The sequence below is a fragment of the Pandoraea anhela genome (genome assembly GCF_902459655.1).
GTDB classification, from domain to species: Bacteria; Pseudomonadota; Gammaproteobacteria; order Burkholderiales; family Burkholderiaceae; genus Pandoraea; species Pandoraea anhela.
Map to the genome: position 1 here is coordinate 1 of NZ_CABPSB010000029.1, position 18,801 is coordinate 18,801.

General features: G+C 64.6%; 15 protein-coding genes. 6 read left to right on the top strand and 9 right to left on the bottom strand.

The window, feature by feature from the left end; all coding sequences use genetic code 11:
* The coding region (locus PAN31108_RS26550; protein ID WP_217426358.1) for a hypothetical protein at positions 1–296 on the bottom strand (296 nt) is incomplete at its 3' end.
* A gap of 412 nt (positions 297–708) precedes the next feature.
* Positions 709–1,656, bottom strand: coding sequence for a GlxA family transcriptional regulator (locus PAN31108_RS24410; protein WP_150671349.1), 948 nt, complete (start codon positions 1,654–1,656; stop codon positions 709–711).
* Between the two features lie 333 nt (positions 1,657–1,989).
* Between PAN31108_RS24410 and PAN31108_RS24415 the strand changes: the two genes are divergently transcribed.
* The 4 genes from PAN31108_RS24415 (at position 1,990) to PAN31108_RS24430 (ending at position 5,586) form a co-directional block, all read left to right on the top strand.
* The gene (locus tag PAN31108_RS24415) at positions 1,990–2,814 is read left to right on the top strand and encodes an SDR family NAD(P)-dependent oxidoreductase (RefSeq protein WP_150671350.1); all 825 of its coding nucleotides are present in this window, start codon (positions 1,990–1,992) and stop codon (positions 2,812–2,814) included.
* A gap of 163 nt (positions 2,815–2,977) precedes the next feature.
* Positions 2,978–4,381, top strand: a complete 1,404-nt coding sequence (locus PAN31108_RS24420; protein ID WP_150671351.1) for a DEAD/DEAH box helicase — start codon at positions 2,978–2,980, stop codon at positions 4,379–4,381.
* On the top strand, positions 4,356–4,556 hold the full coding sequence (locus tag PAN31108_RS24425) for a dihydroxy-acid dehydratase domain-containing protein (RefSeq protein WP_150671352.1): 201 nt from the start codon (positions 4,356–4,358) through the stop codon (positions 4,554–4,556). Before PAN31108_RS24420 ends, PAN31108_RS24425 begins: the two co-directional genes overlap by 26 nt.
* A 139-nt stretch (positions 4,557–4,695) precedes the next feature.
* Positions 4,696–5,586 carry an NAD(P)-dependent oxidoreductase gene (locus PAN31108_RS24430; RefSeq protein ID WP_150671353.1) on the top strand — a complete coding sequence of 297 codons (891 nt, stop codon included), beginning with the start codon at positions 4,696–4,698 and terminating at the stop codon, positions 5,584–5,586.
* A gap of 109 nt (positions 5,587–5,695) precedes the next feature.
* Here the strand turns inward: PAN31108_RS24430 and PAN31108_RS24435 are convergent, their stop codons facing one another.
* The 3 genes from PAN31108_RS24435 to PAN31108_RS24445 all read right to left on the bottom strand — a co-directional run bounded on the left by PAN31108_RS24435 (position 5,696) and on the right by PAN31108_RS24445 (position 9,586).
* Positions 5,696–7,309: an ABC transporter substrate-binding protein gene (locus PAN31108_RS24435; RefSeq protein WP_150671354.1), complete on the bottom strand. Its 1,614-nt coding sequence runs from the start codon at positions 7,307–7,309 to the stop codon at positions 5,696–5,698.
* Between the two features lie 140 nt (positions 7,310–7,449).
* The gene (locus PAN31108_RS24440; protein ID WP_150671355.1) at positions 7,450–8,295 is read right to left on the bottom strand and encodes a 4'-phosphopantetheinyl transferase family protein; all 846 of its coding nucleotides are present in this window, start codon (positions 8,293–8,295) and stop codon (positions 7,450–7,452) included.
* 376 nt (positions 8,296–8,671) lie between these two features.
* Positions 8,672–9,586 carry an IclR family transcriptional regulator gene (locus PAN31108_RS24445; protein ID WP_150671356.1) on the bottom strand — a complete coding sequence of 305 codons (915 nt, stop codon included), beginning with the start codon at positions 9,584–9,586 and terminating at the stop codon, positions 8,672–8,674.
* 442 nt (positions 9,587–10,028) lie between these two features.
* Here PAN31108_RS24445 and PAN31108_RS24450 point away from each other — a divergent pair, with 442 nt between their 5' ends.
* Positions 10,029–12,398 (top strand): cytochrome P450/oxidoreductase, encoded by a 2,370-nt coding sequence (locus PAN31108_RS24450; protein WP_246184130.1) that lies wholly within the window; start codon positions 10,029–10,031, stop codon positions 12,396–12,398.
* A gap of 55 nt (positions 12,399–12,453) precedes the next feature.
* Here the strand turns inward: PAN31108_RS24450 and PAN31108_RS24455 are convergent, their stop codons facing one another.
* Positions 12,454–13,668, bottom strand: a complete 1,215-nt coding sequence (locus PAN31108_RS24455) for a multidrug effflux MFS transporter (protein ID WP_150671357.1) — start codon at positions 13,666–13,668, stop codon at positions 12,454–12,456.
* A 206-nt stretch (positions 13,669–13,874) separates the two neighbouring features.
* A complete protein-coding gene (locus PAN31108_RS24460; RefSeq protein ID WP_150671358.1) occupies positions 13,875–15,230 on the bottom strand; it encodes an MFS transporter in 1,356 nt (451 codons plus the stop codon).
* Between the two features lie 742 nt (positions 15,231–15,972).
* Between PAN31108_RS24460 and PAN31108_RS24465 the strand changes: the two genes are divergently transcribed.
* Positions 15,973–16,392 (top strand): hypothetical protein, encoded by a 420-nt coding sequence (locus PAN31108_RS24465; protein WP_150671359.1) that lies wholly within the window; start codon positions 15,973–15,975, stop codon positions 16,390–16,392.
* A 254-nt stretch (positions 16,393–16,646) separates the two neighbouring features.
* Here the strand turns inward: PAN31108_RS24465 and PAN31108_RS24470 are convergent, their stop codons facing one another.
* Positions 16,647–16,913, bottom strand: a complete 267-nt coding sequence (locus PAN31108_RS24470) for a hypothetical protein (protein WP_150671360.1) — start codon at positions 16,911–16,913, stop codon at positions 16,647–16,649.
* A 195-nt stretch (positions 16,914–17,108) separates the two neighbouring features.
* Positions 17,109–18,692, bottom strand: coding sequence for an EAL domain-containing protein (locus tag PAN31108_RS24475; RefSeq protein WP_174995134.1), 1,584 nt, complete (start codon positions 18,690–18,692; stop codon positions 17,109–17,111).
* Between the last annotated feature and the right edge of the window lie 109 nt (positions 18,693–18,801).

Here is an 18,801-nt window from a genome sequence, read left to right on the forward strand (position 1 = left end):
CCACCGCCACCACCGCCGCCACCACCGCCACCACCGCCGCCACCACCGTGGCCGCCGCCGCTGTGGCCACCGCAGCCGCAACCGCCAGCACCACCGATACCGATGCCGCCGCCCGGACCGCTGGGGCCGCCGAACGCGCCCAGACCATTACCGCTGCCGCCGGCACCGCCAAAACCGATACCGCCGCCACCCCCGCGCCCACCCCCACCACCGGCCGCGTACGATGCGTTAATCGAAATGCCGCACAGCATCGCCGCTGCGGCAGCCCCTACCAAAGTCGCCTTGAACCCGTTCATGGTCCCCTCCCCGCGCACACACTCACTTCGGAACACGCCGCACTCCGCCAGAAAGTGCAGCGTTACGACGAGCGCGCATCAGCGGAAAACGCGGGCAATAGGAGACCCGCCCGTGCATCGAGGCACAGGCATCCTTTGCCAACTGCCTGCGGAGAATCCGGGTTGGCGCTTCGCCATACACGATTCACATACGCGAATTCCGTGCCAGACGACCTAAATCATTGATTTAGAAAGAATTAATAGCTCAATTTGCGAGACATCGGGAGGCGCACCGCCGAAAACGTATCGTTCATGAAACGCTTACAAAGGCGATGGCCGACGAACGGCGACTCAGCGTTACGAGCGAGATCCTCGTGAGCCGCGTCCGAAAGACGCATGACATGGGGATGCGGCGTGTCCCGCCGGCAGAGGGTCAGGCACGCATGCGCTCGCGCGCCTCGCGCAGCAATGCCTGCGGCGGCTTGCCGAGTGTGCGCACGAACGCGCGGCGCATGCGTTCGTCGTCACCGAACCCTGTCACGTTCGCGACGCGTGAGATCGACGACTCTCCGGCTTCGAGCAACGCCTGCGCGGCCTCAAGGCGCAATTTCTCGATGGCCTTCGCCGGCGTGAGTCCCGTCTGGGAGGTGAACTCCCGGCTGAAGTGGCGCGCGCTCCAATGCACCTGCGCGGCGAGTTGCTCGACCGACAGCGGTTCGCGCAAGTGCTCGCGGGCGTAAGCCAGCGCCGCGCGCACCCGATCCGACGTGGGTTCCAGCGTCGAGAGCGTGGAGAACTGCGACTGCCCGCCCGTACGCCGGTAGTGCACCACGAGCATACGCGACGTTTCACGGGCGATTTCGCTGCCGTAATCGGCCTCCACCAACGCGAGCGCCAGATCGATGCCCGCCGTCATGCCGGCCGACGTCCATACCCCTGCGTCGTTGACGTAAATACGGTCGTCCTCGACAACCACGTCCGGATGCTGCTGCTGCAACGCTGCGGCCTGCCCCCAGTGCGTGGTCGCGCGCCGGCCATCGAGCAAACCGGCGTCGGCGAGCACGAAGGCGCCCGAGCAGATGCTGCCGATGCGTCGCACCGTGGGTGCGAGGCGTTTTAGCGCGTCGACGAGTTCCGGCTCCGTCGGCACGACATACGTCGCGCCCGCCACCAGCACCGTGTCGTAGTGATGTCGCCCGATGACTTCCGTCGCGACCGAAATACCGGCCGAGTCCTTTACCAGACCGCCGTCGACGGAGACGATCTGCACTTCGTAAAGCGGCTCGTCGCGCCCGAAATTCGAGATCTCGAACACCGATATGGCCGCCAGCGAAATCATCTGGAACCCGGGATACACCACCAACGCGATACGTTTTGTCATGACTGAAAAGGTGGATGCCTGGCGCGGAAAGATCGCCGTTCGATGCCGAGTGGCTGGCACGCGCGTCGGCATACGAGCCATCGCCCACGCACGACCAGAACGCCACGCGACGGACGACCGATGCGTCGATTGTAGTCGGCGCTCCGCACAGGTGTCGGACAAATTTGTCTTAAAAAGAGGTTTTCCAGTCATTTGAGACAGTTCACGCGCGTACCAAACTGAAGGGCATCGACGAGGCGACATGGCATCGCCGTCGTCTCACCGTCTGACGACGCCACCGGCGTCCAAAGACCCAACGCCCCGAAGACCTCTCGAACAGGAACTGGAATTACCATGAGCCATACCACTCAAGCGACCCCGGGCACCGCCCTGATCACCGGCGCGTCGTCGGGCATCGGCGCCATTTACGCCGACCGTCTCGCCCGCCGTGGACACGATTTGATCCTCGTCGCTCGCAACACGGCGCGTCTGAAAGATGTCGCCCAGCGCATCCACGCCGAGACCGGTCGTCACGTCGACATTCTGAGCGCCGACCTCTCGACCCGCGAAGGCCAGGCCATCGTCGAAGCGCGGTTGCGTGAGGACGCCACCATCGACACGCTCGTCAACAATGCCGGCTTCGGCGCCGTCGCCCCGTTGCTGCACGCGAACGTCGAGCAAATGACCGACATGATCGAAGTCAACATCACCGCGCTCGCCCGCCTGACATACGCTGCCGTACCGGGCTTCGTGTCGCGCGCACGCGGCACCGTGATCAACATCGCCTCCATCGTCGCCATCGCCCCCGAGTTGCTCAACGACGTGTACGGCGGCTCGAAGGCCTTCGTGCTCGCGTTCTCGCAATCGTTGCAGCACCAACTCGCCGACACGGGCGTGCGCGTGCAGGCCGTGCTCCCGGGCGCGACCGTCACCGAGTTCTGGGATGTGGCAGGCAAGTCGCACAGCGAGTTGCCGCAGGAATGGCTGATGACGTCGGCCGATCTGGTCGACGCGGCGCTGTCCGGACTCGATCAGGGGGAAGCCGTCACCATCCCGCCGCTGCAAGACGGCGACGAGTGGACCGCGTACGACGCCGCGCGTCGACGGATGTCGGGCGGTCTGAGCCACAGCGCGCCGGGCAAGCGTTACACCGGACAATCCGCGGCGAACGCTGCCTGACGGAGTGGCGATTCGCCGGGGCCTGGCAGGTCGAGACATTCATGCGTGAGGCGATCGGCACACTAACCGCTGGAACTCAACCGCTGGATAACGGTTAGCTAACCGTTAGCTAACTGTTAGTTAGCCGCTAGAATTGCGGTTTTCGCCCGAAAGCTACCCGTCCATGTCTTTTGCCTCGCTCGGCCTGATCGATCCGTTACTGCGGAACTTGCAGGATCTCAATTACCAGACGCCCACCCCCGTGCAGGCCAAGGCAATTCCTGCGGTACTCAGCGGCAAGGACGTCATGGCCGAAGCGCAAACCGGCACCGGCAAAACGGCGGGATTCGCCCTCCCGCTGTTGCAGCGGCTGGTGCAGCACGGCCCGGCCGTGTCCAGCAATCGTGCGCGCGTGCTGGTGCTCGTGCCCACGCGTGAGTTGGCCGAGCAGGTACTGCAAAGTTTTATCGCGTACGGCAAAGGCCTCGACCTGCGATTTCTCGCGGCCTACGGCGGCGTGAGTCTCAATCCGCAGATGATGAAGTTGCGCAAGGGGGTGGATGTTCTCGTTGCCACGCCGGGCCGGCTGCTGGACCTCAACCGCCAGAATGCCGTGCAGTTCGATCAGGTGCAGACGCTGGTGCTGGACGAAGCCGACCGCATGCTGGACCTCGGCTTCGCGCGCGAACTCAATGCCGTCTTCGCTGCCCTGCCGGCCAAACGTCAGACCCTGTTGTTCTCCGCCACATTCACCGACGACATTCGCGCCATGACGCAAAGCGTTCTGCGCAGTCCGGTCAATGTCAGCGTCAGCGCGCCCAATGCCACTGCCAGCCGGATCAAGCAATGGGTGGTGCCCGTGGACAAGCGCAACAAGCCCGACCTGTTCATGCACCTCGTGGCCGAGAACCAATGGACACATGCGCTGGTTTTCGCCAAAACGCGCAACGGCGTCGATTACCTTGCGGCGGTACTGGAAGCGGCGGGTTATTCGGTGGACACCATCCATGGCGACAAACCGCAACCGGCGCGCCTGCGCGCGCTGGAGCGCTTCAAGACGGGCGAGGTCCACATGCTCGTGGCGACCGACGTGGCCGCTCGGGGCCTGGATATCGACGATCTGCCGCTCGTGATCAACGTCGATCTGCCGATCGTGGCGCAAGACTACGTGCACCGTATCGGCCGCACCGGGCGCGCAGGCGCGAGCGGTGTGGCGGTGTCCCTCGTATGTGCCGACGAAGCGCCGCAACTCGCCGCGATCGAAGCGCTGATCCGGCAAACGTTGCCCCGCGAGGAAACGCCGGGCTTCGAGGCCGAGCATCGTGTGCCGGAAACCAGCGCGACCGGTCAGGTGATCAAGAAGCCCAAAAAACCCAAGAAGCCTAAATTCCCGCAGGCGACGCAGGGGCAGAAAACGCAGACGCCGCAGAGTGTGCAGAGCGTGCAGAAGGCGCGCAACCCGCCGGCAGGCAAACCGGCGCCGGGCTCGCGCAAGTCCACCGGCAAGTCCGCCGGCAAATCCACCGTCAGATCCACCGGCAAGCCCGCCGGCGGTCGCGTCAGTGCTGGCAGCAAGCGCAAACCCTGATCCGCCGCAGACGCGCCGCGTCGGCATCGACATCGGTCGGCGAGGTCGGACCGAGGCCGCTGCCGGCGGGCCGATTCGCAGGCTTCGGGACGGGGATACCCTCCACATCGACGCAATCAAGGGTAAGCTCGACGTCGAACTCTCCGACCGAGCCCTCGCCGCGCGAGCCGTGTGAGCCGCCGACGCCACACCATGCTCGCGTGGCCGCCTGGGCGGGGCACTGAAAAAGAACGAAGCGCTCGCGCATTCGGGGCCGTGCCATGGCGCTGCGAGGCGTCGATCGGGGAGACGCCAACCCACGAGGACTCGATTTGATGACTACCCCACGCGTAGGCTTTTGCGGCATCGGCCGCATGGGCGAACCGATGACGCGGCGACTGCTGGCCGCCGGTCACGACGTCGCCGTCTGGAACCGTTCCACCGCCAAACTCGCCGCCCTGCTCGATGCCGGCGCCATCGCCTGCGTGACGCCGCAGGCGCTGGGCGAATGCGTCGATATCGCGTTGCTGTGTCTGGGCGACGGCAAAGCTGTCGAGGACGTCGTGTTCGGTGAGCACGGACTCGTGCATGCCGCCACACCGCCGCGATTCATCGTCGACCATTCCACGCTCTCCCCCGCCCTGACACGCCATCTGGCCGGGCGCTGGACGCAAGCCACCGGCAGCGTCTGGATCGACGCCCCCGTATCCGGCGGCACGGGCGGCGCCGAAGCGGGCACGCTGGCGATCATGGCCGGCGGCCCGGCAAACGCCATCGAGACCGTCACCCCGGTGCTGCGCGCCTTCTCGTCGCGCGTCACGCGCATGGGCGACATCGGCGCGGGCCAGACCACGAAACTCGCCAATCAGGCCATCGTCGCGACGACGCTCGCCGGTCTGGCCGAGGCCTTCGTGCTGGCCAAGCGCAGCGGCATCGACACGGCGGCCGTGCCCTCGGCGCTGCAAGGCGGCTGGGCCGATTCCGTGCTGATGCAAACGCTGTGGCCGCGCATGGTCGCGCCGCCCGACTTCGCCACCGGCACCGTGCGCGTGATCCTCAAGGATCTCGACGCCATCGCCGAACTGGCGCACACCAGCGCGACGGTGCAGCGCGTGCTGCCCGAGGTACGCCGTCTGCTCAAGGATGCCGTCGACCGTGGCATGGCGGATCTGGATCTGTCGCAGGTGTTCCGGATCGGGGAAGCCGAGAGCGCGCCGCACGCCTGACGTCACCCAAGCCCGCCAGGCGGCCCGCACAACAAAAAAGCCATGCCCATCCGGGCATGGCTTTCTTTCGGTCGGTCGCCGTCAACGTCAACGGCGCGTCGGCGCCTACTTACTTGACCTTCACGGCCGAGTAGTCCTGACGGCCGAACGGACTCACGCGGTAGCCCGACACGTCCGCCCGCGTGATCACCGAGACGACCGGGTGCGCGAGCGGAATCCACAGCGCGTCGTCCTTGATCGTCTTTTGCGCCGCCTGATACTTGGCGGTGCGCGTGGCGATGTCGGGGGTACGCTTGCCTTCGCTGATCAGCTTGTCGAGATTGGCGTCGCAGAAGCGGGCGAAGTTCGTGCCCGAGTTGACGGCCGCGCAGCTGAACTGCGGCGTGAGGAAGTTGTCGGGATCGCCGTTGTCGCCCGACCAGCCCATGAACAGCAGGTCGTGCTCGCCCGCCTTGCCGCGACGGATCAGCTCGCCCCACTCCACCGTCTTGATCTGCGCCTTCACGCCGATCTTTGCCAGATCGCTTTGCAGCATCTCGGCACCCACGCGCGGATTCGGGTTGAGCAGACTGCCGGACGGACGCGTCCAGATCGTCGTCTCGAAGCCTTGCGGGAATCCGGCGTCGGCGAGCAGCTTCTTCGCCTTCTCGATGTCGTGCGGATAGTCCGCCACGGTCTTCGCATAGCTCCACGTGTTCGGCGGGTAGACGTTGACGGCCGGCGTGGCCGTGCCTTCGAACACTTGCTTGACGTAGCTCGGCCTGTCGAACGCAAGGTTCAGCGCCTGACGCACACGCACGTCGTTAAACGGCTTGTGCTGCGTGTTGATGGCGACGAACGCCGTCATGAACGCCGGTGTGTCGACCACTTTGAGCGCCTTGTCGCTGCGCGCGGCCTGCACGTCGAGCGGCTTGGGCGACAGTGCGATCTGGCATTCGCCGACCTTGACCTTCTGCGCACGCACGGCGGCATCCGGCACGATGGTGAAGATGAGACGCTCGGACGCCGGCGCGCCACCGAAGTACGCTTTGTTGGCCTCGAAGCGCACTACGCTGTCCTTCTGATAGCTGCGGAAGACGAACGGACCGGTGCCGATCGGACGCGCGTTGAGTTCGTCGGTCTTGTTCGCGGCAACGAGCTTGTCGGCATACTCGGCAGAGTAGATCGACGCGAAGCCCATCGACAGCATCGACAGGAAGACGGCGTCCGGCTCGGCGAGCGTGAAGCGCACGGTGTTGTCGTCGACCTTCTGTACCGACTTGATCAGCTTGCCCAGCGAGAGCGATTGCGCATGCGGGAAACCCGACGGCGTGAGCTTGTGCCACGGCGCGTTGTCGTTGAGCATGCGATCGAACGTGAAGACCACGTCGTCCGCATTGAATGCGCGCGTGGGCTTGAAAAGCTCGTTGCTGTGGAAGCTGACGTTCTGGCGCAGTGTGAATGTGTAGGTCAGACCGTCGGGACTGACTTCCCACTTCGTTGCCAGACTCGGCACGACCTTGGCTTGCGCGGCATCGAAGTCGACCAGACGGTTGAACACCGGGTCGGCTGACGCGTTGGTCGTGGTCAGCGAGTTATAACGCACGACATCGAACCCCTCGGGGCTGGCTTCCGTGCAGACAGTGAGCGGTTTGGCATGTGCTGCGAGCGGGACCAGCGGCAGGGCGAGCGCAGTGAGAACAATGGCGAGTGTAGGGCGCGATGCGAGCGATCGACGGCGCATAAGCGTCTTCTCCAGGAAGTCGATGACGGGTGACGAAATGACAAATCATGCAGCCGGCCAGAATAGCGCAAATTCAGGCCCCCTGCCCTTGCGCCGCAGCATATGCATATATGCGCCGTTACAAATACAAAAAGCGAACGTCAGTTCTGCCAACCGAATGCCCGCATCCGATGCACGATGCTGTCGCGTGCGGCCACCACCGTCAGACGGGAACTGACGGACATGTCGTAGAGATAGCGCGTGCGTCCGGCGTAAGGCACGCTCACGTAAGGATGTGCAAGCAACGGAATATCCGCCCCACGGGCCAACGCCTCGCCCTCGCCGGCCAGACGGGCAAGACATGCGCGATGCGCGGCGTCGCGCGCCACGGCAAACGGGTCGAGCGCAACCGGAGACGCCCCCGGGGCGCCGGCGGGCGAGATCCCCGAGACGCCTTCGTCGGTCCCCGGGAGGGACGGCGCATGCGCGGCCAACGCCACCGGGCACTGCCCCATCGCCACGAACAACCACAGCCCCGCGTGCGCCATGTCGATCCAGACCTTGCCGTGCGGGCCGTCGCACTCCAGCGACGACACGCCCGGTGTCGCCGGCGGCACCGGCGCCTGCGCGGGCGTGCAACGGAACCAGCGGCCGAAGATCCAGCGAAGGGCGATGCGCTCCGAGAGGAAGCGATGACGCATCTGCGTGCGCGGCAGACGTCGCGCGAGCGCGTGCTCGGTGCCTGACAGCCATGTCGCGCCATCGTCCGGCCCGCCCGCTGCCGAGCCCGTCGCCCCGAACGGACGACCGGCGAGCAAAAACCGCCACAGCCACAGCTCGTCGGCACCGCATTGCGGCGACGAGGCTCCGCGAGTCCGCGCCGTGTCGGCGGTTCGCCCTTCGCCCCCTAGCGCCTCGATATCGCTGCTCGCCAGCGCACGCTTTTGCGCGCCACCCGTGAGCTTCCGGTCGCCCTGTCCGAATTGCCCGAGCGGCACGTAAGTCATGGAAGGTGTCGGAATCGATGCGACGCGCGGTGTCGAATCGACCGTTCGTTTCAACATCAACAATTACGACCTCCACAGACAGGATCGGCGATGACGCGGCGCCCATACCTCAAGACGATGGGCCATCGACCATCCTTCATTTGTTAATGAGAATCATTATCAAATGATAGCACAAGCGTCTACGCTAAAGGAGTGACAAATGCGTGGGAATCCGCTCGTTTTGGTGGGTTTCGAGGGGGGAACCTGCCCAAGAACGTTGGCCACGCACGTGACTAACGCCCTTGGGTGAGCCGAACGAACGGCGAGGGAGTGTTGCAGACCGGGAAATATCGACGGATATTGCCCGGCATTGCCAGCGTCGCCGGGTATCGACGCGTCAGGCGCTCGCAGGGAGTGGCGGACGGTAGCCCAGCGCGTGACTTGCTGCCAGCGCCTCCCGACGCACGGCCTGACCGATGGGGCTGTCCATGCGGGCATCGAAACCGCCCGTCGCCCCGAGCGCCGTAATCACGCCGACGAGACGGCCGTCGTAATTGAAGACCGGGGCCGCAATTGCACTGATGCCGGTCAGATTGGTGTCGCGCACGCTCGCCCCCTGGGCGTCGCGCACCGACGCCCGCAGCGTGCCGATGGGGTCGTGCGCATCGAGTTGCGCACGATGCTCGGGCGTGGCCTGCGCCCACTCGCTCTCGGCCATCGCCAGCACTTGCGGGTCGTCGAGCAGGCCGAGGAAAACTCGGCCGGCGGCGGACCAAAGCACCGACATCACCGAGCCGATCCGCACGTTGATCGTGACCGGCAGCCCCGGCTCTTCGAATCGCACGATGGTCGGGCCCTTGTTCCCCATCACGGCGATGAAACAGGTGACGTCGAACGCCTCGCGCAAACGAACGAGCGCAGGCTCGGCCGCACGCACCGGGTCGGCCTGCCGCATGGCGGCCACGCCGATGAGCATCGCTTCGAGCCCGAGGAAATATTGCTGCGAGTCGGCGTCCTGCGCGACGAGTCCCTCTTCGACGAGGCTCATCAGATAGCGGTGGACTTTGGCGGGACTCTGCTGCACGTGCAGGGCGAGCGCCGTCAGACTCGCGCGACCGCCCAGACGGGCCAGCCCCTTAAGCACGACCATGCCGGTCTCGGCCGATTGCACGCGCTGTCGGCGGCCCCGCTCACGAGGCGCGTCGGTAGCGTTCTGGACGGCGGCGGGAGAGTCCTCCGTGCCGCTCGTCGTACGGGAAAGCGCAGCCGCGCTTCGCGGGAGGCCTGCTGTAAGTCGTTTGCTTGTCGTCATCGGCGAGATTTTAAGATGCAAATCCGCGTTGCCTCGTGTCAACCAGTCTAGAGGTTAACCCCAGTCTACGCATTTACGCTATGCGTATTATATTTACGCCCAATGAACACAGAGACGATGAAAGCGTGACGGGGATGCCCCCGGCGCGCGGCGGATCACGTCGGAATGAGGCGACGTCCCGGCCGGCTTTGGGCGCAAGCGCCAGCGATCGTCTGACGCACGCTGCCCTGATGGCGACGCTCCTCTACACTGGATCCATGGTGAGCGTCGCGCATGTCCGGCACGACACGGGCGACGCATGAAAATGCCTGAACGCGCCAACACGAGCCGGGAAGCACCTGAGCGGTCCGGCACGGGCAGGAACGCGCAGGAACGCGCAGGAACGGCCTGGAACAGCCTGGAACAGGCTGGAATGATATAGAGAGTCTCAGAGAGCGAGCGGATGAGCCAGACGATTTCCCCCACCCCGAATGCCACCCCCGGCGTGCCTGCCGGCGCGGGCGGATGCCCCTTTCATCAGACGTCGGCACACACGGCGCCGAACGGTTGCCCGGTGAGCGCGCGCGCCGCCGAGTTCGATCCGTTCGAGGACGGCTATCAGCAAGACCCGCCGGAGTATGTGCGCTGGGCGCGCGAGCAGGAGCCGGTGTTTTACAGCCCGAAGCTCGGCTACTGGGTGGTGACGCGCTACGACGACATCAAGGCGATCTTCCGCGACAACATCACCTTCAGCCCGTCGATTGCGCTCGAGAAGATCACGCCGACCGGCCCCGAGGCCAACGCCGTACTCGCGTCCTACGGCTTCGCGCTCAATCGCACGCTCGTCAACGAAGACGAGCCGGCCCACATGCCGCGCCGCCGCGTGCTGATGGAGCCGTTCACGCCGGAGCATCTCCGGCATCACGAACCGCTGGTGCGCAAGCTCGCGCGTGAGTACGTCGACCGCTTCATCGACGACGGCCGCGCCGATCTCGTCGACCAGATGCTGTGGGAAGTCCCGCTCACGGTGGCGCTGCACTTCCTCGGCGTGCCCGAAGAGGACATGGACAAGCTGCGCGAGTATTCGATTGCGCATACCGTCAATACCTGGGGACGTCCGAAACCCGAAGAGCAGGTTGCGGTGGCGCACGCCGTGGGCAACTTCTGGCAGCTCGCGGGCAAGATTCTCGATAAAATGCGCCAGAACCCGGACGGCCCGGGCTGGATGCAATACGGCATTCGCAAGCAGAAGACGCACCCGGAAGTCGTCACGGATTCGTATCTGCATTCGATGATGATGGCGGGCATCGTGGCCGCGCACGAGACCACGGCCAACGCCACGGTAAACGCCATGAAACTGCTGCTCTCGCATCCGGATGTGTGGCGCGAGATTTGCGAAGACCCCTCATTGATTCCGAACGCGGTGGAAGAATGCCTGCGTCACAACGGCTCGGTCGCGGCGTGGCGACGTCTCGCGACGAAGGACGTCAACATCGGCGGCATCGAAATCGCCGCCGGGTCGAAGCTGCTGATCGTCACGTCGTCAGCAAACCACGATGAAGCGCACTTCGCCGACGCCGATCTGTTCGACATTCGCCGTGAAAACGCCAGCGACCAGTTGACGTTCGGCTACGGTTCGCATCAGTGCATGGGCAAGAATCTCGCCCGCATGGAGATGCAGATCTTCCTTGAAGAATTTACGCGCCGCCTGCCGCAGATGAAGCTCGCGCAGCAGACGTTCACTTATGTGCCGAATACGTCGTTCCGTGGCCCCGAGCACGTCTTCGTCGAATGGGATCCGGCGCACAACCCCGAGCGACGTGATCCGACGGTGCTGACGCGCCGGTCGCCGGTGCGTATCGGCGAGCCGTCCGGACACAGCGTAACGCGTCCGGTCGTGGTCGAGGCCGTCACGCCCGTGGCCGAGGGCATCGTCAAACTGCGCCTCGTCGCCCCCGACGGCCGCGCCATGCCGCGCTGGGCGCCGGGCTCGCACATCGACATCGAGTGCGGCCAGACTGGGCTGTCGCGCCAATATTCGCTGTGCGGCGATCCCGCGGACGCCGGCGCGCTGGAGATCGCGGTGCTGCACGAGCCGGCAGGCCGTGGCGGTTCGAATTGGGTGCACACGCAGGTGAGCGTTGGCGACCGGTTGCGCATTCGGGGCCCGCGCAATCACTTCCGTCTCGATGAGTCGACGCCACGCGCGATTTTCGTCGCGGGCGGCATCGGCGTGACGCCGATCGCTGCGATGGCGCGCCGCGCCAAGGCGCTGGGCATCGATTACGCGATCCATTACAGCGGCCGCAGCCGTCGCACGATGGCGCTGATCGACGAACTTCAGGCCTTGCACGGCGAGCGCCTGCATCTGTGGGTCAAGGACGAGGGGCAGCGCGCCGACTACGCGAGCCTGCTCTCGACACCGCAAGCGGGCACGCAAGTCTATGCCTGTGGTCCGGTGCGCATGCTCGACGCACTGGCGCAGTGCAGCGCGCACTGGCCGGAGGACACGCTGCGTGTCGAACACTTCCAGTCGCAACTCGGCACGCTCGATCCGCAGAAGGAGCATGCGTTCGACGTCGTGCTGAAGGACTCCGGCATGACGGTCACGGTGCCGGCGGATCAGACGCTGCTCACCGCGCTGCGCGCCGCGAATATCGACGTGCAGAGCGATTGCGAGGAAGGACTTTGCGGCTCGTGCGAAGTGCAGGTGCTGGAGGGTGAGGTGGATCACCGCGACGTGGTGCTCACACGCACCGAGCGCGATGCCAACACAAAGATGATGTCCTGCTGCTCGCGCGCCTGTGGCAAGAAGTTGGTGCTGGCGCTGTAAGGCCAGGACCCGTTGCACGGCAAGACGAAGGGGCGCTGCGGCGCCCCTTTCGTTTTCAGTGAGCGCCTTGCGGCTTGCGCAACATCGTCGTCATGGCGATCAGCGCCAGCACGGCGAAACCCCACATGACGGTGACAAGCGGTCGTGGCGAGCCGTCGTTGAGCAGGCCGAGCAGACCGCCTGCGGCAAATCCCGCGCCGTACTGCACGCTGCCGACGAGCGCCGCCGCCGCGCCCGCTCGTGTCGGGTGATTCGCCAGCGCGCCCGCCACTGAGTTTGCCGTGATGATGCCGCGCAACGACATGAACAAGAACAGCATCACGACCATCAACGGCAGCAGCACGAGGCCGGACCAGACCGTCGCGCACAGCAGCGTCGTGACGATCGCGCATCCGATGATGCCGATCCGCATCAACCGATAGGGACCGAGTTGCCCCACGCGGCGCGAATTGAGCACCGTCATCGCCGCCATACCCACGATATTGATGCCGAACAGCACGCCGAAGACCTGCGGCGAGACGTGGAAAAACTCCATGTACACGAGCGGCGTGCCGGTAATGTAAGTGAACGACGCACCGAAGACCGCGCCGCCCGCCACCATGTAGCCGATGAAATGCGGGTCGCGCAGCAAATACCAGTACGACATCAGCACGGCGCGCGGCCCACCGGCCTGGCGGCCGTTCACAGCCCCGGTCTCCGGCAACCGCCACAGCGCCAGCAACGCCCCGACACCAAAGACCGCGAGAATGCCGAAGATCGCACGCCATGTGGTGAAGCGCAGTATCTGAGCGCCCACCAGCGGTGCGACGATGGGCGCTACGCTCATCACGAGCAGCATGATCGAAAACGCGCGCGCGCTGTTGCGCGGCCCATAGACGTCGCGCACGATGGCCTGGGCGATCACCGGCATCGCGCATCCGCCCAGCGCCTGCACGAAACGCCACATCATCATGTGATCGATGCTGTCCGCAAACGCGCAGCCGATGCTGCCGAAGATGTACAGCGCGATGCCGGCGGCCATTGGCTTGCGGCGTCCGAAGCGGTCGGCAAGCGGCCCCCAGAAGAGTTGGCCGAAGGCGAAGCCGAGAAAGAAGTAGGAGAGCGTGAGTTGCGTGGCCGCCGCGCCGGCGCCCAGTTCGTGACGTATCGTCGGCAACCCGGGCAGATACATATCCGTGGAAGCGGGCGCGATCATCATGAACAGACCGAGAATGCCCAGCAGGACGTGTTCGGAGGGCAGCACGGGAGAGCGTTCGGACGTCGAGGTCATTTATTGTTCTGATGATTGATGCGAATCCTGTCGCGCCGCGAGAGACTCCGCGAAAACGACGACGCCCGCCATGATAACGCCGGCGGGCGCCGCACTTTCATACTCGATGGTTATCGGACACCTAACCGCTGCTTATGGCGCGCGATGTGGCGCCGCGCGCGAACGACTTCCCGCCGGTCACACCATCCCGCACCACCATGGCCGGCTCAACCGGCCGTCGCTGCACGGAGATGGCCACCGTCGCCGCGCTGCGTGCGGGCGATGGCGAGCACGCCGATCAGCGAAACACACGCCGGGACGGCTGCCGCGAGGAACAGCGACGACGACGACCATTGCAGATGCATCAGCGCCCCGCCGAGCACCGGCCCCAGCACCGAACCGATACGGCCGATGCCGAGACTCCAGCCGATGCCTGTCGAGCGCAAGGACGTCGGGTAGTACGTTGCCGCCAGCGCGTTGAGCGCCGGCTGACCGCCGATGATCGAGAAGCCCGCGAAGAAGATCGCGATGAACACCGCGACCATCGACACCATCACCACCGGATTGCCGATGGCCGCGGTTGCGGCAATGGCGATCAGGAACGTGACGGCCAGCACACTCGTGAAGCCCACGCGGTCGATCACGCGCCCCAGCAGCAATGTGCCGATCACGCCGCCCGCCCACAGCGCGGTGCCGGCCATCACCGCCACTTGCGTGGAATAGCCGGCATCGCGGATCACCGTCGGCAGCCAGTTCGACAGGAAGTACATGTCGAGCAGGTTGGCGAAGTTGACGACCCAGAGCAGCATCGTCACGCGCGCGCGGCCGTCCTTGAAAAGTTCGATGAACGGCACGCCCCCGGCTTTTTGCTCGTCGAGCACGAAGCGGGCGTCAGCGGGCACGTTCGCGCCGGGCGCGACGCGCAACAGTTGCTTGCGAATGCGCGCGCTGTCGCGCTTCCCGAACATCAGGAACTGAATCGATTCGGGCAGCGAGATCCACATCAACACGCCGAGCACCAGCGGAATTGCACCACCGATGTAGAACACCGCGCGCCAACCGAGGCTCGGAATGATCGCGGCCGTAATGAGCCCGCCGACCACGCCGCCCAGCGTGAAGCCGCACGACACGATCATCATGAGCGAGACGCGAATGCGGCGCGGGCTGTACTCCCCCGCAAGCGCCATCGCGTTGGGCATGATGCAGCCGAGTCCCAGACCGGCGGCAAAACGCCAGACGACCAGTTCGGTAATGGTGTTGGCGAATCCGGTGACGATCATGCACACCGAGAAAAACAAGGTCGCGCCGATCAGCACCGGACGACGCCCCAATTTGTCGGCGAGCGCCGAGAACGTGAGCGAGCCGACGAGCATGCCGAACAACCCCGCGCCGAACACCGGCGAAAGCGTCTCCTTGGCAATGCCCCACTCACGAATGACCACCGGGGCCACATAGCCCATGGCCTGCACGTCGAAACCGTCAACCACCAGACACATCGCGCACAACACGATCACCCACCACTGGTAGGCGCCCAGACGACTCTCGTCGATCAATGCGCCGACATTCACTTCTGCTGCTTTCATGCTGTCTCCAAACGTTCTCGCAACTTCGTGGTATTGCGTCCCGGTCGAGGCGCCGGTTTGTCGACCTGACTGACGCTCGCCTCGCGGGCTCCGCGCCGCCCCGTTCAGGCAGCGGGGCATCTCATGCGCAGAATCCACGGGCACACCGCATCGCCCGCCCGCACGAGAAATTACGCTTTGCGGAATTTTATATCTCCCAACGTAAATCAATGCCTAGCGTTAACACTGAGTCGAGCGGCGAATTCCCGTGGGGCGCCAATGGCAGACATCCGGGAAAATGCCCGATCGCGAGGCAAGTCCGCACGCCTTGGTAAACGGCATCGATAACGGCATCGGTAACGGCATCGGTAACGGCATCGATAACGGCATAGATGTTTGTGGTTTTTCTCCATACTGACGATGGGAAAATGCCTACCCAACATGCCGAAAGCCTATGTTGGGCGGGGAAATGGGCGAATCGCCTCAGAAAAAGCGGCGAATTGTCGCAGATGTTGTTTTTCTACAGGTTTTTTTGCCAGAGGTTTACCCGTCTAGGGATTTCCCTGATATAGTTGCACCTGTCTCCTCCACCTCCTCCTGGTGGATTTCACGGCCAGCAACGCGCTGGCCGTTTTTTTTGCCCGTCGATAACGGGATGGCCGCGATCCATCGGGGGTGCCGGGATGGGTAGGTTAACGGAACGTAATGCAATGGCGCGTGAGGCCATGCAGCGCACGCGGATTCCTGCGCTACACTCGTCGCCATGAAAATCGCGCCGCTTGCCATTCTTGTTTGCGTTTTGCCGCTTGCCGGCTGCTATGTCGTGCAATACCCCGGAGGCGCGCTAACGCTCTCTCCCACCCCGACGGCACCGCAAGCCCTGCGCGCTGCGCCGGGGTCCATCGGCAGCGCCGACGTCACGACGGCGCCGGTCCCTACGCCGAGCATCGTGACCGCACCGGTAGAGCCGACGCCGCCGCCGTCTTATCCGGACGGCTCTCCGGTGCCGCCGGATTTTCAACCCGGCGATGGCTCACCGGTTCCGCCGGACTACCGGCCGCCGGCGCAACCGGCACGCGCGCAGCCCTACCCGCTCTACCCGACTTACCCCACCTATCCGAACGGATCCCCCGTGCCGCCCGATTACGTCCCCCCGCCGTCGTCGCGACGGGTCGCCGGGTGACAGGCTTGATGAGCGCGCGCGCACACGCGCACGTACACGCGCGATTGGCATTGAACTCGGGGGGTGGCGGGGGAACCGGTGCGACGCGCGCCTTAAAGAATGCCTTAAACGCCTTAAGGAACGCCTTAAAGAACGCATTGACGAACGCCTTGGCGACCAAGACGTGTCAGCATGTCACCGTGTCAGCAACGCGCCGATCGGTGTGAGACGCGAGAACGGCGGCGAATGACCCCGCACGCGGTGCGGGCGTGATCTCAGTGGGAGGTCTTGCGTTCGTTCGCCACGCGATCTTCGATGCGGCACTCGATCCGCTTGCGAATCTGCGCGGCCGCATCGGACGCACAATCCGCGTCGATGCTGGAAAACTCGCAGCGTCCGATATAGCTGCCTTCGCAATAGGCGTCGACGGCACCGTCGAAGCGTTTGTCGGCACGCGGCGTAATGGCGCCCGCCAGTTCGAATGGACGCCCCGGCGGCGTACGACTGACATATTGCCAGTTGAATTTGAACGAATCTGTCATGAGTCCCCTTCTTTCAAACGGCAGCTACGGACTGGTTCATCGATGCTGCTTTTTGTGGAAATCGTAACATGTTCAGGAATATCGACTCCCGGTCGAAAAAAAAGCGGCTCGCCAAAGTAGCGAGCCGGACAGTCCGTGGAGGTCGGGGGCACATCAGGACCACGGTGATTTCACTGTAGTCCCGAATCGGTGTCGTTATTCTCGGTAATTTGCCTGATACGTGTGCACCGCGACGCCGGGCTCCGGCATCAGATCATCGGCGGCGACCGCTTTGCCGAACAGCCAGCCCTGCCCGATCACATCGGGGTGAATCGACAGCATGTAATCGGCTTGCTCCTGCGTCTCCAGGCCTTCCACGATGACGTCCAAGCCCAGCAGTGTCGCCATCTTGCAGATCTGATCGACGATCGCGCTGCCCACGGTGTCTTTGCCGATCGCCTGCGTAAACATGCGGTCGATCTTCAGCGCGTCGACGTTCAGCGTCGACAGATAGGCCAGATTGGAAAAGCCGGTGCCGAAATCGTCGATGTGAATCTGGTAGCCGTCGACACGCAACCGATCCAGCGCCTCGCGCAGCTTCGCCATGCTATCGGTAGAGCGCTCGGTCACTTCAAGCGCGATTTGCGCGCGCGGCACCCGCAGCGACGCCGCCAAATGATTCAAGTACGCATGGAACGTCAGGTCGACGACATCCGTCGCCGCGAGATTGATGCTGATGTGGAATTCGGGGTCGGCAAGCGCACGTCCATGCATTTCGATCAGCGCCCGGCGCGCCACCTGACGCGTAATCAGGCCGATCACCCCCTGCCGCTCGGCAATCGGAATGAACATGTCCGGCGAAATCGGATGGCCATCGCTGTCGTTCAGGCGCGCGAGCGCCTCCACGCCGACCATCTTGCCGTCGCGCAGCCGCACCAGCGGCTGATAAACAAGGTGGATGCCCCCGGATTCGGCGGCTTTTTGCGCCAGCCAGTCGATGGACATGCGATAGCGACGTCGCGAGCGCCACGACACCCCGAGTGCAGCGCCCGCCACCGCGCCGACGGCAAGCGCCAGCCACAATCCCCATGGATTGGCCATCAGTCGCGACGACGTATAGACCGCCGACACGCACACATCCACACTGCTCGAACACAACGAAAATTGACGGATTGTCCCGATATCTAGCCAGCGAGAGGTCTTGCCCAGCTTGATTCGCTGCTGGTCCTCGAACTTCCCTGCGCGCCAGAACTGAAACCGCATGTCGCCCGTCGACGCCACCGAGGCGAATCCCGGCGCCGGGCTGCCGAGCCGCACCGGTAACACCGACGGACTGAACACCACCACATCGCCCATGCCGATGGCGTTGACCTGCACGCCCGGCGTCACGATGCCCGTGAGCGTGTGCCAGAGTTTCATGCCCGTTCGCGTCTCGTGGTCGGGCGGCGGCAACTCCGGCGTCGGGGCGAATCGACCGGCCACGGCGGAACACAGCAGCCGCGAGCTGTGAACGCGGGCGATATCGTGAAAATACGGGCTGCGCATGGCGACGCGACGCAGCGCGAGTATGTCGGCGTCGGTACAGGGCAGCGCGCCGCTGTACATGGCGTCCTGCAACGCGTTGCGGCTCGAGAGCGAGGCATCGCCCATGAAGCCCATGATGTCCTGTACATAAGCGCGCAGACGAAAATCGTCGGCGCGAGTCTGCAAGACCTGACCAATCAACAGCATGACCAGCATACCCGCCACGGCACCGATAAGCACCGGCAACCAGCGGGTCAGCCTTCTGAGCGTTTGCATGGAAAGTGGCGTCCACGGTAGTGCCCCGTGGCGGGGCTTGCTCGCAGTGTAGCGCACCGCCCGCCCGATACATCGGATTCCCAGACAATTGCCTGCCACGACCACGCCG

Bases quoted from the DNA above. Each gene is read 5' to 3' on its own strand.
- PAN31108_RS24460 (WP_150671358.1), bottom strand. From the start codon at position 15,230: ATGAAAGCAGCAGAAGTGAATGTCGGCGCATTGATCGACGAGAGTCGT.
- PAN31108_RS24415 (WP_150671350.1), top strand. From the start codon at position 1,990: ATGAGCCATACCACTCAAGCGACCCCGGGCACCGCCCTGATCACCGGC.
- PAN31108_RS24430 (WP_150671353.1), top strand. From the start codon at position 4,696: ATGACTACCCCACGCGTAGGCTTTTGCGGCATCGGCCGCATGGGCGAA.
- PAN31108_RS24435 (WP_150671354.1), bottom strand. From the start codon at position 7,309: ATGCGCCGTCGATCGCTCGCATCGCGCCCTACACTCGCCATTGTTCTC.
- PAN31108_RS24410 (WP_150671349.1), bottom strand. From the start codon at position 1,656: ATGACAAAACGTATCGCGTTGGTGGTGTATCCCGGGTTCCAGATGATT.
- PAN31108_RS24420 (WP_150671351.1), top strand. From the start codon at position 2,978: ATGTCTTTTGCCTCGCTCGGCCTGATCGATCCGTTACTGCGGAACTTG.
- PAN31108_RS24475 (WP_174995134.1), bottom strand. From the start codon at position 18,692: ATGCAAACGCTCAGAAGGCTGACCCGCTGGTTGCCGGTGCTTATCGGT.
- PAN31108_RS24455 (WP_150671357.1), bottom strand. From the start codon at position 13,668: ATGACCTCGACGTCCGAACGCTCTCCCGTGCTGCCCTCCGAACACGTC.
- PAN31108_RS24465 (WP_150671359.1), top strand. From the start codon at position 15,973: ATGAAAATCGCGCCGCTTGCCATTCTTGTTTGCGTTTTGCCGCTTGCC.
- PAN31108_RS24470 (WP_150671360.1), bottom strand. From the start codon at position 16,913: ATGACAGATTCGTTCAAATTCAACTGGCAATATGTCAGTCGTACGCCG.
- PAN31108_RS24440 (WP_150671355.1), bottom strand. From the start codon at position 8,295: ATGACTTACGTGCCGCTCGGGCAATTCGGACAGGGCGACCGGAAGCTC.
- PAN31108_RS24450 (WP_246184130.1), top strand. From the start codon at position 10,029: ATGAGCCAGACGATTTCCCCCACCCCGAATGCCACCCCCGGCGTGCCT.
- PAN31108_RS24445 (WP_150671356.1), bottom strand. From the start codon at position 9,586: ATGACGACAAGCAAACGACTTACAGCAGGCCTCCCGCGAAGCGCGGCT.